Annotated in this window: 14 protein-coding genes; 5 read left to right on the top strand and 9 right to left on the bottom strand. The window is 69.5% G+C overall.

Annotation, left to right across the window (positions count from 1 at the left end; all coding sequences use genetic code 11):
* Positions 1 to 142 precede the first annotated feature (142 nt).
* Together ABZ396_RS08905 and ABZ396_RS08900 are read right to left on the bottom strand one after the other, a co-directional pair.
* Positions 143 to 970: a glycoside hydrolase domain-containing protein gene (locus ABZ396_RS08905; protein ID WP_358925006.1), complete on the bottom strand. Its 828-nt coding sequence runs from the start codon at positions 968 to 970 to the stop codon at positions 143 to 145.
* Between the two features lie 336 nt (positions 971 to 1,306).
* The gene (locus ABZ396_RS08900; protein WP_359184179.1) at positions 1,307 to 1,642 is read right to left on the bottom strand and encodes a hypothetical protein; all 336 of its coding nucleotides are present in this window, start codon (positions 1,640 to 1,642) and stop codon (positions 1,307 to 1,309) included.
* Between the two features lie 65 nt (positions 1,643 to 1,707).
* Between ABZ396_RS08900 and ABZ396_RS08895 the strand changes: the two genes are divergently transcribed.
* Together ABZ396_RS08895 and ABZ396_RS08890 are read left to right on the top strand one after the other, a co-directional pair.
* Complete coding sequence (locus tag ABZ396_RS08895) at positions 1,708 to 2,094, top strand: hypothetical protein (RefSeq protein WP_358925010.1); 387 nt, start codon at positions 1,708 to 1,710, stop codon at positions 2,092 to 2,094.
* A 221-nt stretch (positions 2,095 to 2,315) separates the two neighbouring features.
* Positions 2,316 to 2,759: a hypothetical protein gene (locus ABZ396_RS08890; protein WP_358925012.1), complete on the top strand. Its 444-nt coding sequence runs from the start codon at positions 2,316 to 2,318 to the stop codon at positions 2,757 to 2,759.
* A 29-nt stretch (positions 2,760 to 2,788) separates the two neighbouring features.
* Here the strand turns inward: ABZ396_RS08890 and ABZ396_RS08885 are convergent, their stop codons facing one another.
* Positions 2,789 to 3,205, bottom strand: a complete 417-nt coding sequence (locus ABZ396_RS08885) for an ATP-binding protein (protein ID WP_358925013.1) — start codon at positions 3,203 to 3,205, stop codon at positions 2,789 to 2,791.
* Between the two features lie 236 nt (positions 3,206 to 3,441).
* On the opposite strand from ABZ396_RS08885, the gene ABZ396_RS08880 reads away from it, so the two are divergent.
* Both ABZ396_RS08880 and ABZ396_RS08875 read left to right on the top strand, forming a co-directional pair.
* Positions 3,442 to 4,284 carry a helix-turn-helix transcriptional regulator gene (locus ABZ396_RS08880; RefSeq protein ID WP_358925015.1) on the top strand — a complete coding sequence of 281 codons (843 nt, stop codon included), beginning with the start codon at positions 3,442 to 3,444 and terminating at the stop codon, positions 4,282 to 4,284.
* Between the two features lie 8 nt (positions 4,285 to 4,292).
* Positions 4,293 to 4,511, top strand: coding sequence for a DUF397 domain-containing protein (locus tag ABZ396_RS08875; RefSeq protein WP_358925017.1), 219 nt, complete (start codon positions 4,293 to 4,295; stop codon positions 4,509 to 4,511).
* A 1-nt stretch (position 4,512) separates the two neighbouring features.
* Here ABZ396_RS08875 and ABZ396_RS08870 read toward each other — a convergent pair whose 3' ends face one another.
* From ABZ396_RS08870 to ABZ396_RS08855, 4 genes are all read right to left on the bottom strand, one after another.
* Complete coding sequence (locus ABZ396_RS08870; protein ID WP_359184196.1) at positions 4,513 to 4,659, bottom strand: suppressor of fused domain protein; 147 nt, start codon at positions 4,657 to 4,659, stop codon at positions 4,513 to 4,515.
* Between the two features lie 357 nt (positions 4,660 to 5,016).
* The gene (locus tag ABZ396_RS08865) at positions 5,017 to 5,736 is read right to left on the bottom strand and encodes an HNH endonuclease family protein (RefSeq protein ID WP_358925021.1); all 720 of its coding nucleotides are present in this window, start codon (positions 5,734 to 5,736) and stop codon (positions 5,017 to 5,019) included.
* A 452-nt stretch (positions 5,737 to 6,188) separates the two neighbouring features.
* Complete coding sequence (gene mfd, locus ABZ396_RS08860) at positions 6,189 to 9,722, bottom strand: transcription-repair coupling factor (RefSeq protein ID WP_358925023.1); 3,534 nt, start codon at positions 9,720 to 9,722, stop codon at positions 6,189 to 6,191.
* A 210-nt stretch (positions 9,723 to 9,932) separates the two neighbouring features.
* Complete coding sequence (locus ABZ396_RS08855) at positions 9,933 to 10,313, bottom strand: helix-turn-helix domain-containing protein (RefSeq protein ID WP_358925025.1); 381 nt, start codon at positions 10,311 to 10,313, stop codon at positions 9,933 to 9,935.
* Between ABZ396_RS08855 and ABZ396_RS08850 the strand changes: the two genes are divergently transcribed.
* Entirely contained in the window at positions 10,299 to 10,721 is a 423-nt protein-coding gene (locus ABZ396_RS08850; RefSeq protein ID WP_358925040.1) for a RidA family protein, read from the top strand. The genes ABZ396_RS08855 and ABZ396_RS08850 overlap by 15 nt on opposite strands.
* A gap of 90 nt (positions 10,722 to 10,811) precedes the next feature.
* On the opposite strand, the gene ABZ396_RS08845 is transcribed toward ABZ396_RS08850, so the two are convergent.
* On the bottom strand, positions 10,812 to 13,391 hold the full coding sequence (locus ABZ396_RS08845; RefSeq protein WP_358925027.1) for an FtsX-like permease family protein: 2,580 nt from the start codon (positions 13,389 to 13,391) through the stop codon (positions 10,812 to 10,814).
* Positions 13,388 to 14,176 (bottom strand): ABC transporter ATP-binding protein, encoded by a 789-nt coding sequence (locus tag ABZ396_RS08840; protein ID WP_358925029.1) that lies wholly within the window; start codon positions 14,174 to 14,176, stop codon positions 13,388 to 13,390. Before ABZ396_RS08840 ends, ABZ396_RS08845 begins: the two co-directional genes overlap by 4 nt.
* Positions 14,177 to 14,272 lie beyond the last annotated feature (96 nt).

The following is a 14,272-nucleotide window of genomic DNA, read 5'->3' as shown; positions in this document are numbered from 1 at the left end:
CGCGAGCACGAGGGACGGTACGGGGCACAGCAGGCCCAGGCTGACCACGGGCAGCGCGGCGAGACCGGCCCGCGCGACGTACGGCCGGACCAGCCTCTTGGGCACCCGCACGATCCTCATCCCTCGCTCCTCGACCCGCGGCTCAGCCGGTGAGCGCGACGGGCGCGTCCCACGCGTCCCGGTCGACGGTGATGGTGTAACCGCCGCGCGTCTCCTTGCTGTTGACGATGTACTGGTGGCCACGGCTGTGATCGGTGTACTGGGTCTTGCCGAACGGCCAGTCGGTCGTCGTGGTGTTCTGCTTGTCCCACAGCGCGTACCAGAGGTTGCCCGGCAGGTCCGTCTTGTCGGTCGCGTTGGCGATCGCCTTGGCGCTGGAGCTGGTGAAGCCGTAGTAGCCCGCCCGGTACGTCTTCGCGCGCAGCGTCTTGTCAAAGGCGCGCACGTAGGTGAGCACGGCGTTGTTGCACGACGTGTTCGTGATGTCGTACGACTCCATGTCCAGGTAGATCGGGCTGCCGGCCTTCATGCCCAGGGCCGACGCCTTCGCCACCGCGTCCGCTCCGTCGGTCGCGCCGAGGGAGGAGGCGGTGGAGGCGGTGATCTTCTCGGGGCTGGAGCCGGTCTGGCAGGGCGGCTGGGCGCCGACGTAGAGCGGGATGAGCTTCCAGCCGACCGTGCTGACCGACTTCACCCAGGAGGCGGTGAGGTTGGGCTGGCTGCAGCCGCGGTTCTTGCCGCCGACGTAGACGGCGGCGGCGCCGTAGAGGCCGCCGTGCCAGGCCTTCATCGCGGCCAGGGAGGGCGCGGCGCAGGTGTCGAAGGCGCGGCCGGTGTACGTCTTCTGGGCGGGCCAGGTGGTGGCCGCCATCGAGGTCTGCGCGGCGATGCCGCCCCCCGCGACCACGGCGGCGCCGGCCACGGCCCACGTGATGTATCTGCGCTTCTTGGACTGCCGATGCTCGGCCATCCCCACCCCATTCACGATCACGGCATACGGCACGCACCCGGCGTACCGGCCAAAGACGATGTGTGCTCCGGGCCGGCCAGGTCGAAGCCTGGCGCGCCCCCGTCGGCGCATCGCACCATGTGGTGCGGCCATGCGCTTCCTGTGTCAAGTGCTCCGGAGCGGATCGCACCATAACCGATCCCACCACCAAGATCGGGAAACCCCCGTCCCCGATCATCACAAGATTCACTCAAGGCACGGCAAACTCTTCAGGGACGGCGGATTCCTTGGGGTGGGTGGGATCCAGAAGCGACTGGTAGCCGGCTGGGCTCAGGTGGCGCCGCGGCGCCGCACGCCTCATGTGCGCCGGGTGCCTCGCAGGATCCGTACGGCGGGCCAGGCGAGCAGTGCGGTGACGGCCCACAGGAAACCCGCCAGGGCGGCCCACTCCCCTGTGCTGGTCTCCGGATCGTCGGCGCCGAAGACCGTGAACGCGAGGGCCAGGAAGGCGAAGAGGCCGCCGAGGATGCCCAGGACGACCAGGGCCGCCGTCTGGCGTCCGGTACGCCGGGCGGGGGCGGGCCGGTCCGGTGGTGTGCCGTTGCCTTCGGGCGCCGCGGCCGTCTGTGGCTTGGGCGGGCTCTGCCGGGGCGGCAGCCGGACCACGGCGTCCGGCGGCACTGCGGCGTCCACGACCGCCATCGTGTGCGCGTCGACGCCGTACAGCCCGTGGTGAGCCGCTCGGTCCAAGCCGCGTCGTGCGTCGGGTCGAGCGCGGTGGCCCGGATCAGCAGCTGCTCGGCCTGCCGCAGATGCGCGCGCAGCCCGGCGAACTGCTCGCGGCTGACATGCTCGGCGCGCGCCGCAGTCCGTATCTCCCACCCGATGTTCACCTCGCGGGCGCCGAGGACGGTGAGGGCGAGTACGTCGTCGGGCGCGACGTCGACGAGGCGGCGCAGCCACTCCTCGATCCCGGCCACCTCCGCGAGCACACGGACGGCGAAGCTGCGGTCCGTCCCGTACGGCAGCCCGTCGACGTAACTCCGGATCGCCCCCCAGTCCGACGCGGTAGCGGCCTGCCGCAGCCAGGCGGCTTCGGGGAAGGCGGAGGCGACCTCGAAGTCGGGAGGCGGCAGGGAGGATGAGGGGTGAGACATGCGGCGGATCCTAAGCGAGGCCTGTGACAGTGCCGCCGCCGGGGAACGCCCAGGTCAGGGTGGCCAAAACAGGGAACCGGCTTGACCGTCGCCGTACTGTCCGGCCAACTTCCGTTCACCGAATGTCCGTACGTTCCTCCGTTTCCGCCCGCGTGTGAACGCGGGCCGTTCTCTGTGTCCTCCGTCTCCCTTCACACCCTGGAGCCCTCATGGCCCTCAACGCCCGCCGCGCCCGCCAACTGCTGGAAACCGCGGCCCCCTTGCTGCTCCAGGGTGAGCAGGTGGAGTTCACGAGCCTGGCGGCCGTCGGCTCGGTGTCCGTCCGCAAGCAGGCGCTCACCGCGGCGATGGTCGGCGTACTCAGCGCGGGCACGGTCATGGCCACGGTCACGCCCCGCCCGCTGTACATAGTCATGACCGACCAGCGCCTGCTCTTCTTCGACGGCAACCGCGGCGGCAGACCGGGCAAGCTGCTGCTGAACCTGCCGCGCCCGTACGTCTCGGCGGGCGGCTCGAAGAAGGCCTTCCTGGGATTGCAGTACGTCACCCATCTGACGGTGGCCGGCGATGAGCAGGGCCTCAAGGTCACCTTTCCGGTGCAGCACCGGGGGGATGGGCCGCGGTTCGTTTCGGGGTTGGGGGTGACGCGCTGAGGGGTGATCGCGGGCGTGGTGCCGTGGGACTAGGCGGCAGCCAATTGGCACCAGACATACTTGCCCGGACTGCCCTGCCTGGTCAGCGGCTGCCAGCCCCACAGATCGGAACAGGCCCGCACCAGCGCCAGCCCTCGCCCCTCCTCCGTGTCGGCGAGTTCCGTCAACCCCCTCGACGGTTCGGGCGGCTGCGGGTCGGCGTCCCACGCCCCGATCTGCAGCACGCCGGCCGACCAGCGCACGCGCAGGGCTGCGGGGCCCTTGGTGTGGCGTACGGCGTTGGAGACCAGTTCCGTCGCGACCAGTTCGGCGACGTCGGCGAGGCCGATCAGGCCGTGCATGGTGAGGATCAGGCGGAGGGTACGGCGGCTTACGGTGACGGCCCGCAGGTCGTTCGGGATGTAGAGGGAGTATTCCCAGGGTTCCTTCTCGGCGGTTTCGGGCATGCGTCAACTCCGGTTCAGCGGTGGGGTTTCGGAGGGCTGCGGGGGTCTGCGGGCGGTGGCAGTGCCGCGGCCGCCATGGCAGGACGGGGCGGTGCGCTTCCGGGGTCCCGGGATTCCGCAGCGTGTGCGTCGCATCACCGACAGTAGAGCTTAGATTTAAGATCGAGCAAGCTGATCGCGTAATCTGGCCTCCGAACGAGACGCGGCTACAGGCGCGTTGACGCAAGGAGCGGGCGATGAGCAAGCGCGAACCAACGGCACGTCAGATTCGGCTGGCCTTCGAACTGCGCCGACTCCGCGACGCGGCGGGCCTCAGCGCCCGCGAGGCAGCGGCCCTGCTCGGCGTGAACTCCGTACAGATCAGCCAGATCGAGTCCGGAACCTCCGGCGTGAGCGAAAACCGAGTGCGCCGCCTCGCGGCCAACTACGCCTGCACGGACCAGGAGTTCATCAACGCGCTGGCCGCCATGGCAGCCGACCGGACTCAGGGCTGGTGGGAGGAGTACCGAGGCCGGCTTCCGACCGCTTTTCTCGACCTCTCCGAGCTGGAGCACCACGCCACCTACCGCCAGGACGTGGAGTTCCTGCACATCCCCGGGCTCTTGCAGACCGAGGACTACGCGCGCGCCGCCTTCTCCTCCAGGATCCCCGAACTCCCCCATGAGGAACTCGAACTGCGCGTCCGTCACCGCATGCAGCGCAAGGTAATCCTCGAAGTCCGCGTCCCGTACGAGGCCGTCATCCACGAGGCGGCACTGCGCATCAGGGTCAGCGGTCGCGCCACCTCACAGGCTCAACTCGCCCGCGTCCTGGAACTCTCCGAGGCGGACCACGTCACCGTGCGCGTCATCCCCTTCGACCTGGACAACTTCGGCGGGACCTGGAGCGCCATGATGCTGGCGGGCGGAGCCGTACCCAAGCTGGACACAGCCGTCCGTGACGCACCCCACGGCACGGGATTCGTCGACTCCGAGGCTCAACTCGGCGTCTTTCGAACACTCTTCCGTAGAGTGGAAGCCGCGTCACTCGACCCCGAGCGGTCGCGTGACCTCATCCACCGGCTGGCCAAGGAACTGTGAGGCACCCCGTGACCACCCCCGACAACTGGCGAAAGTCGTCCTACTCCGGCGGCGGCGACGGCAACAACTGCGTGGAGATCGCGACCGCCCCCACCTACACAGCGATACGCGACTCCAAGACCCCAGCCAGGGCCCCCCTCACCTTCGCCCCCGTCGCCTTCACCACCTTCGTCCAAGCCCTGAACGCCGGCGACGTGACATTTCCCGGGAATCTCGAAGTCTCCTGATCTACCAGCGCCCGACAACGGAGAGTCGTCGCCGGTCCACGAGATTCACCCCCTTCCTCTCCAGCCTCTCCTCCAACGCCTCCAGACCGCGACGCTTGGCGTACTCCGACTCTTCCGCATAAATGGGAACGAGCCAGGTGAACTCCACATCCTCCACAGAGTCACCAGTTCGCCGGACCCAGGCGCCAGCGAATAGGGAGGCGAGGCCAGAAAACGATCAGCCTGGGAGCCGTCGATCCACGGGTGCCCAAGGTTCATAACGGAACCTATTTCCACCCTGCGCCCGGGGAGTGAATGCAGCAGAAGGACGGGATCATCTCCGGCACCGCCTATTGGGCAACCTGTCCGACTTCGCTTCGAAATTCCCCTTGCTCCTTGTGGAATCCTTTGCAGATCACGTCAATGTAAACGGACCAGCTGTTCATGTGCCGGGCGGTTCGGTGACGGTGTGGGGAGGGCCGGTCAGAGGCGATGCCGCATCGACACCGGCACACAGCCACGCTTTTCAGCCCGCGTGGAACCGTGCCGGGGCCTCGGTCGGGTTGCCGCCCGACGGGAGTTTCTGGTTCGGGCAGGTGGCGAGGACCTTCTTCATCGCGTCCTTCTCCGCCGCGGTGACCCACAGGCCGTACTTCTTCTTCACGGCCACCTGCGCGGCGACGTAGGCGCAACGGTAGGACTTGTTGGGCGGGAGCCAGGTGGCGGTGTCGCCGTCACCCTTGCCGCGGTTGGCGCTCGCGTCGACGGCCAGCAGGTTGAGCGGATCGTTGGCCAGGGCTATGCGCTTGCTGGCGTCCCAGTACTTGGCACCCTTCTGCCAGGCGTCCGAGAGGGCGACGAGGTGGTCGATGTCGACCAGACTGCGGCCGCGCTTGTAGGTGACCTCCTTGTCGGAGTAGGGGTCCGGGTTCAGCACGCCGGAGGAGACCTTGCAGTCGCCGTCGGTGAACTTCACCTCCTTGAGGTCCCGCCTGAGTATGTCGTCCCGCGTATCGCAGGAGTTGGAGTCGGTGTCCGCCCAGGCGGAGCCGAACTTCTCCCGGGTATAACCGGTCTTCGGCGCCCGGCCCTTGACGGTCAGCGCGTCGGCGGCGGTCAGCGCCGCTCCCCCGCCGCCGCCCGCGCCCGGGGCTCCCGGGCTCCCCTTGTCCTGCAGGTCCTTACAGCCGGCCACGGCGAAGATCACGACGACAGCGGTGACCGCCCCGCCCCTCAGACGCGTCACGTGCGACCCCTCTTCCATCCCATTTCCGCCTCCGCACGGGCGGATCTCTCCTGGCCCACGGTAGCGGCCGCACGGTTCGCATCGAACAGGACGTAAAAGGGCGTATGGCTGTCAACTGCCGTTTATCGGTAACACTTTGACGCCAGGGAGAAGCTCGGGAGGTTCGCCATCGCGCCCGCTCAAACCGTTCCGCGACCGCACACCTCTGGGCGCCTTCCGTGCTCCCGGCGACTTCCGGCTTCCCAGCACCTTCCGTGCTCCCTGCGCCCTACGCGCCTCTCACCGCCGTACCGCACGCCCCGCGGAGCCGTGCGCACGCATGGCCGAGCCGTGCGCACGCCTCAGGGGTGTAACGCCGTCACCGATGGGCGTCCGTACGGCCCGCCGTGATGCTGCGGTTCGTAGGCGCGGCCAGTGGCAAGGTAACCGGCAAAGGCCGCGCCTCACCGATCCTACGAGCCCAGGACCGACGCCAGGAACTCTCCCACCCAGCCCAGCAACTCCCGTCCCACCAGGGGCTGTCCGCCCACCTTCGCGGTCTTCGGGCGGGGCACCAGCACCTGGTGGGCGGCCGGCTTGATGACGGTCCCCGGGTACAGACGCTTGACCCGCAGCTCCTGCGATTCACGCAACTCGACCGGCGCGAAGCGGATGTTGGCGCCCTGGAGCACGATCTCGCCGACCCCGCACGCGCGGGCGAGCATCCGCAGCCCGGCGACCAGCAGCAGGTTCTCCACCGGCTCGGGCAACTTGCCGTAGCGGTCGGTGAGTTCCTCGCGAACCGCCTTGATGTCCTCCTCCGAGTTGGCGGAGGCGATGGACCGGTACGCCTGGAGGCGCAGCCGCTCGCCGGGCGCGTAGTCGTGCGGGACGTGTGCGTCGACGGGCAGCTCGATCTTGACCTCGAGCGGCGGTTCCTCCTCGATCCCGCCGGTCTCCAGCTGCCGCCGGTAGTCCGCGACCGCCTCGCCGACCATACGGACGTACAGGTCGAAGCCGACGCCCGCGATGTGCCCGGACTGCTCGCCGCCGAGCAGGTTTCCGGCGCCGCGGATCTCCAGGTCCTTCATCGCCACGTACATGCCGGCGCCCATCTCGGTGTGCTGGGCGATGGTGGCGAGCCGTTCGTGCGCGGTCTCGGTCAGCGGCTTCTCCGGCGGGTACAGGAAGTACGCGTAGCCGCGCTCCCGGCCCCGGCCGACCCGGCCGCGCAGCTGGTGCAGCTGGGAGAGGCCGAAGGTGTCGCCGCGTTCGACGATCAGGGTGTTGGCGTTGGAGATGTCGATGCCGGACTCGACGATCGTCGTGGAGACGAGCACGTCGAACTTCTTCTCCCAGAAGTCGACGACGACCTGTTCCAGCGACGATTCCGACATCTGGCCGTGGGCGGTGGCGATACGCGCCTCGGGGACGATCTCCCGGAGGCGGGCGGCCGCGCGGTCGATGGACTCGACCCGGTTGTGGATGTAGAAGACCTGGCCCTCGCGCAGCAGTTCGCGGCGGATGGCGGCGCCGATCTGCCTCTCCTCGTACGGCCCGACGAAGGTGAGCACCGGGTGCCGCTCCTCCGGCGGGGTGGTGATCGTGGACATCTCGCGGATGCCGGTGACCGCCATCTCCAGGGTGCGGGGGATCGGGGTCGCCGACATGGTCAGCACGTCGACGTTGGCGCGGAGCTTCTTCAGCTGCTCCTTGTGCTCGACACCGAAGCGCTGCTCCTCGTCGACGATGACCAGGCCGAGGTCCTTGAACTTGGTCTCCGAGGAGAACAGCCGGTGGGTGCCGATGACGACGTCGACCGCGCCCTCCCGGAGGCCCTCCAGGGTCGTCTTCGCCTCGGTGTCGGTCTGGAAGCGGGAGAGCGCCTTCACGCTCACCGGGAACTGCGAATACCGCTCGGAGAACGTGCCGAAGTGCTGCTGCACCAGCAGGGTGGTGGGCACCAGGACGGCGACCTGCTTGCCGTCCTGTACGGCCTTGAAGGCGGCCCGGACCGCGATCTCGGTCTTGCCGTAGCCGACGTCGCCGCAGACCAGGCGGTCCATGGGAATCGACTTCTCCATGTCGTCCTTGACCTCGGCGATGGTGGTCAGCTGGTCGGGGGTCTCCACGTACGGGAACGCGTCCTCCAGCTCGCGCTGCCACGGCGAGTCCCCGGCGAACGCGTGCCCGGGGGCGGCCATGCGCGCGCTGTACAGCTTGATCAGGTCGGCCGCGATCTCCTTGACGGCCTTCTTGGCGCGCGCCTTGGTCTTCGTCCAGTCCGCGCCGCCGAGCCGGTGCAGGGTGGGCGACTCGCCGCCGACGTACTTGGTGATCTGCTCCAGCTGGTCGGTGGGGATGTACAGGCGGTCGCCGGGCTGGCCGCGCTTGGCGGGGGCGTACTCGACGACCAGGTACTCGCGGGTGGCGCCCTGGACGGTGCGCTGCACCATCTCGATGTAGCGGCCGACGCCGTGCTGCTCGTGAACGATGTAGTCGCCCGGCTCCAGGGTGAGCGGGTCGATGGTCTTGCGGCGCCGCGCGGGCATACGGGCGCCGTCCCGGCCGGCCGCCTTCTGCCCGGACAGGTCGGTCTCGGTGAGCACGGCGAGCCTGAGCGCGGGGTCGACGAAGCCGTAGTCGATCGAGCCGCAGGACACATGCACGACCGAGGGGGTCAGCTCGCCCAGGTCGACGTCCAGACGGGCCGCGATGCCCTCGCCGCCGAGCACCTCGACGGTGCGGGAGGCGGGGCCGTGGCCCTCGGTCACATACACCGTGCGCCAGCCGTCGGCGAGCCAGCCCTTGGTGTCCGCGAGGGCCTTCGCGGTGTCGCCGCGGTAGGTCTCCGGAGCATGCATGCCCAGCTTGAGGGTGTCCGCGGACAGCTCCTCGTCGGCGGCGAACGGCGACACCGACCACCACATCATGTCCCGCTCACGCGCGCGCTCGCGGACGTCCGCGATCGACCACAGGGAGGCCGCGTCGACGTCGATGGGCGCCTCGCCGCCGCCCGCCGTGGCCGCCCAGGAGGCCTGCAGGAACTCCTGACTCGTGGCCACCAGGTCGGCGGCACGCGTGCGCACCCGCTCCGGGTCGCACACGACGGCCATGGCGCCCTTGGGCAGCACGTCCAGCAGCAGCTCCATGTCGTCGACCAGGACCGGGGCGAGGGACTCCATGCCCTCGACCGCGATCCCCTCGGCGATCTTGTTGAGCAGCTCACCCAGCTCCGGGTGCTGTTCGGCGAGGGCACGCGCGCGTGCGCGGACGTCGTCGGTCAGCAGCAGCTCGCGGCAGGGCGGCGCCCACAGGCCGTGCTCGGCGACCTCGAGGGAGCGCTGGTCGGCGACCTTGAAGTAACGGATCTCCTCGACGTCGTCGCCCCAGAACTCGACACGCAGGGGGTGTTCCTCGGTGGGCGGGAACACGTCCAGGATGCCGCCTCGCACGGCGAACTCGCCGCGCTTCTCGACGAGCTCCACGCGCGCGTAGGCGGCGGCCGCGAGGGCTTCCACGATGTCGTTCAGATCGACGCTCTGCCCGGTGCGCAGGGCCACCGGCTCCAGGTCGCCGAGGCCCTTGACCTGCGGCTGGAGCACGGACCGTACGGGCGAGACGACGACGGAGACCGGGCCGGTCTCGGGGTCGTCGGGGCTCGGGTGAGCGAGGCGGCGCAGCACGGCGAGGCGGCGTCCGACGGTGTCGCTGCGGGGGCTGAGCCGCTCGTGCGGGAGCGTCTCCCAGGAGGGGTACTCCACGACGCCTTCGGACGGCAGCAGCGTGCGCAGGGCGGCGGCCAGGTCCTCGGCCTCGCGGCCGGTGGCGGTGACCGCGAGGACGGGGCGGCCGGTCTCGCGGGCCAGGGCGGCGATCGCGAAGGGGCGCGCCGCCGGGGGGCCGACCAGGTCGACGTGCATGCGGTTGCCGTCAGCGGCCGCCTTGATCGCTTCCGCGAGTGCGGCGTCCTTGACGACGGCGTCGAGCAGACCGTGCAGGCTCATTCAGGGCGGCTTTCGTCCGGGGGTGGGCAACGCGAAGTGCCCGGCGCGGGTTGCGACCGGGGGGTCTCCAGCCTACGACGCCGCGTCGGCGTGCGTCGGGGGCTGTGGACAACCTCCCCGCTGAGCGCTCGAACCGCCCCGGCCACTCGGACCGTCCTCACCGCTTGTGCCACTCGAACCGCTCGGCGCCCCGCCCGGCGTTTGCGGGCGTCATTCTTCGAAGCGCTGCCTGGCGGCCTCGATGTGGCCCAGATACCGGCGGGTCCAGTCGCACATCCCGTCGACCGTGGCACGCAGCCCGCGGCCCGCCTCGGTGAGGGTGTACTCGACCCGGGGCGGGACGGTCGGGTGGACGGTCCGCTCGGCCAGGCCGTTGCGCTCCAGCATGCGCAGGTTCTGCGTGAGCATCTTGTGGCTGATGCCCTCGACCGCGTTGCGCAGCTCGCAGAAGCGCAGGGTGCCCTCGCCGAGCGCCTCGATGATCAGAAGCGCCCACTTGTTGGCGACGTCCGAGAAGATCTCCCGCGCCAGGGAGTCCGCGCGCCTGAGATCGGCGTCCTCGGTCAATCCATTGAACTGCTTGGTAACCATCGGGTTCGCCAGCCACTAAACCCGGGCGGACTGCCCGAGATCGACGTCTACCGGCAGGTGTCGGTCGCGTCCGGTTCGAAGCTGGTCTTCGTCGCCGGGCAGGTCGCCTGGGACGCCAAGGGAGTCACGGTCGGCGAAGGCGACCTCGCCACACAGGTCGAGCAGTGCTACGTCAACATCGGCACCGCCCTGGCCGAGGCCGGCGGTTCCTTCGACGACGTGGCGAAGCTGACCTTCTACGTCGTCGACTGGACGCCGGACAAGATGCCCGAACTGCTGGCGGGGATCTCGCGGGCGGCCACGGCACTGGGGGTCAGCCCGGTCCCGCCGGCCACGCTGATCGGCGTCGCGGCGCTGGATGTGCCCGAGCATCTGGTCGAGATCGAGGCCATGGCCGTACTCGACTGATCCGGTTGCCCTCTCCCGGGCATGCGTCCGGCGCCGAGAAGACCCCCGTGGCTCCTCGGCGCCGGACTTTCCCCCGTGTGCGGTGGCCGGTCAGTCGGTGGCGATCGCGTTCAGGACGTTCATACGGCCCGCGCGGAACGCCGGGATCAGGGCGGCGAACAGGCCCACGAAGGCCGAGCCGATGAAGACCCCGATGATCGTCGGCCAGGGGATCTCCAGGACCTTCAGGCCCTGCAGGGCGAGCAGCTTCTGGGCGGTGGCGCCCCAGCCCATGCCCAGCCCCAGGCCCAGCAGGGCACCGAAGAGGGCGATGACCACGGATTCCATGCGGATCATGCGGCGCAGCTGACGGCGGGAGAGGCCGATGGCCCGCATCAGGCCGATCTCCCTCGTCCGCTCGACCACCGAGAGCGCCAGGGTGTTCACGACACCGAGGACCGCGACGATGATCGCCAGCGCCAGCAGGCCGTAGATCAGGTTCAGCAGCTGGCCGATCTGGTTCTTCAGCGCGTCCTTGTAGTCGGTCTGGTCGCGCACGGTGTACTGCGGGTAGTCGTGCAGCGCGCTCTTGAGCGACTTGTACGCGCTGTCCTGCCGGCCGTCCGCGGCGGTGGCGAAGACCAGGTCGTCGAGCGGCATCTTGTCGGCCGGCACGTACTTGGCGAGCGTGGCGATCGACGTGTACTTCGCTCCGGCGTCGATGAGGCCGTCGCTGCTGGTGATCGCCCGGACCGTCAGACGGGCGGTGCCGCCCTCCTTGAACCTGACGGAGATCTTCGACCCGAGGTGGATGCCGTGCGCCTCGGCGAACTTCTCGTGCACGGACATCGAGTCCGGCAGGTAGGCGTCCTCGAGGTTTCCGGCGACGGTCTTGGTGCGCAGGTCGGTCGCGTACGTCGGGTCGGCCGCCGTGATGTCGGTGGCCTTCAGCGTCTTGCCGTCGGGGGTGGTGTAGTCGGCCTGGGTGACCCGGTACTCGGTGACCCGGGCGAGCCCCGGGGCGTCCTTGATGGCCCTGACCGCCTGCGGGGTGATCCGCTGGCCGCCGTCGGACTGGATGATGAAGTCCGTGCCGACGGTCTTGTCGAGCTGGTCGGTCGCGGAGGCGACCATGGAGGAGCCGACCACCGAGAGACAGGCGACCAGCGCCAGGCCGATCATCAGGGCGGCGCCCGTAGCACCGGTACGGCGCGGGTTGCGCAGCGCGTTGCGTTCGGCCATGCGTCCGACGGGGCCGAACATCCGCAGCAGGACGGCACCCAGGACCCGTACGACACCGCTCGCGAGCAGCGGGCCGATGACGACGAACCCGATCAGCGAGAGCACGATGCCCAGGCACAGCCAGGCGGCGCCCTGCGACGCCTTGTCGGTGGCCGAGGCCAGGTAGAGGCCGTAGCCGCCGCCGGCGGTCAGCAGCAGGCCCAGCAGGGCGCGTACGAGTCCGGCCCGGGCGTCGGTGGGGGCGCCCGCGTCGCGCAGCGCGGCCATCGGGGAGACCTTGCCGGCCCGCCGGGCGGGCAGGTAGGCGGCGAGGACCGTGACGACGACGCCGAGGAGCACGCCGGCCACCGGGGTGGTCCAGGCGACCGTCAGATCGCTGGTCGACAGGTGCATGCCCATCGAGCCCATGAGTTTCATCAGGCCGACCGCGATGCCGACGCCCGCGCCGACCCCGAGGACCGAGCCGACCACGCCGAGCAGCAGGGCCTCCAGGAGCACGGAGCCGTTGACCTGGCGGCGGCTCGAGCCGATGGCCCGCATCAGGCCGATCTCGCGGGTGCGCTGGGCGACCAGCATCGAGAAGGTGTTGATGATCAGGAAGATTCCGACGAGGAAGGCGATCCCGGCGAAGCCGAGCATCGCGTACTTCATGACGTCCATGAAGCTCGCGACGTCCTTCTGGTTGGCGTCGGCGGTCTCCTTGGCCGTCTGCACCTTGTAGCGGGCGCCGAGTCCGGCGACCACGTTCTTCTTCAGCTGTGCGTCGGTCACCCCCTGCGCGGCCGTCACGTTGACGTTGGTGAACACACCGGTCCGCCCGACGAGCGTCCGCTGCGCGGTCCTGGTGTCCAGGTAGAAGACCGCGGCACCGGGGTTGGTGACGGTGAAGCCGGCGATGCCGGAGATCTTCGCGGTGTGGGTGCCGACCGCGCTGATCACGGCGAGTTCGTCACCGAGCGTGAGGTGGTGCTTGTCGGCGGTGTCGGCGTCCACCATGACCTGGCCGGAGTTCTTCGGCGCCGCACCGGAGGTGATCTTCATGGTGCGGGCGTCGTTGGAGTTCCAGCTGCCGACGATGGTCGGGGCGCCGCTGGACGGCGACAGGCTGTCCTTCTTGGCGTCGACGACGGTCACGGACGTCGAGAAGACCGTCCCCTCGGCCGCCTTGACGCCGTCCGCCGCACGGACTTCGGTGACCACCGAGGCCGGCATGACGGGCGGCCTGCCGTTGTCGGAGGTCGTCTGACCGGTGTCGGAGGCGCCCTTGGCGCTGACCGTCACATCGGAGGAGGTCGCCGCGAACAGCTTGTCGAACGTCGTGTTCATCGTGTCGGTGAACACCAGCGTGCCGCACACGAACGCCACCGACAGCAGCACGGCGATCGCCGACAGGGCCATCCGCCCCTTGTGCGCGAAGAAGTTGCGCATCGAGGTCTTCGCGACGGTCATGACGTACGCCCCCGCGCGTCGAAGTCCTTCATCCGGTCCAGGACGGTCTCCGCGGTCGGCTTGAACATCTCGTCGACGATCCGGCCGTCGGCGAGATACAGCACCCGGTCCGCGTACGAGGCCGCCACCGGGTCGTGCGTCACCATGACGATGGTCTGGCCGAGTTCGTCGACCGAGCGCCGCAGGAAGCCGAGAACCTCCGCGCCCGCGCGGGAGTCGAGGTTTCCGGTCGGCTCGTCACCGAAGATGATCTCGGGGCGCGCGGCGAGGGCGCGCGCCACGGCCACGCGCTGCTGCTGACCGCCCGAGAGCTGCGCGGGACGGTGCTTGAGCCGCCCCGCGAGCCCCACGGTGTCCACCACGCGCCCCAGCCACTCCCGGTCGGGCTTGCGCCCGGCGATGTCCATGGGGAGCGTGATGTTCTCCAGCGCGTTCAGCGTCGGCAGCAGGTTGAACGCCTGGAAGATGAACCCGATCCGGTCCCGGCGCAGCTTGGTGAGCTTCTTGTCCTTCAGGCCGGTGATCTCGGTGTCGTCCAGGTAGATCTGACCGCTCGTCACGGTGTCGAGCCCGGCGAGGCAGTGCATCAGGGTGGACTTCCCGGACCCCGAGGGGCCCATGATCGCGGTGAACTGCCCCCGCGCGATGTCCACGTCGACGTGGTCGAGGGCGACGACACGGGTCTCCCCGGACCCGTACGCCTTGACGACCTGCCGCGCCCGCGCGGCAACGGCCGTACGCCCTCCAGTACCCCCGTGCCTGGGAATGGTCACAGCCGATGTCACGGTATGTCTCCTAAGTCGGTCAGCGAATGGGCGGCGCGATGCCGCGCCTTGCTGCGAAGCGATCGGTACGACGATGAGTCTCGCGGTGCGCGGGGT

The organism is Streptomyces sp. NPDC005866 (assembly GCF_040629895.1).
Taxonomy (GTDB): Bacteria; Actinomycetota; Actinomycetes; order Streptomycetales; family Streptomycetaceae; genus Streptomyces.
This window is presented reverse-complemented; position numbering and strand designations above follow the sequence as displayed.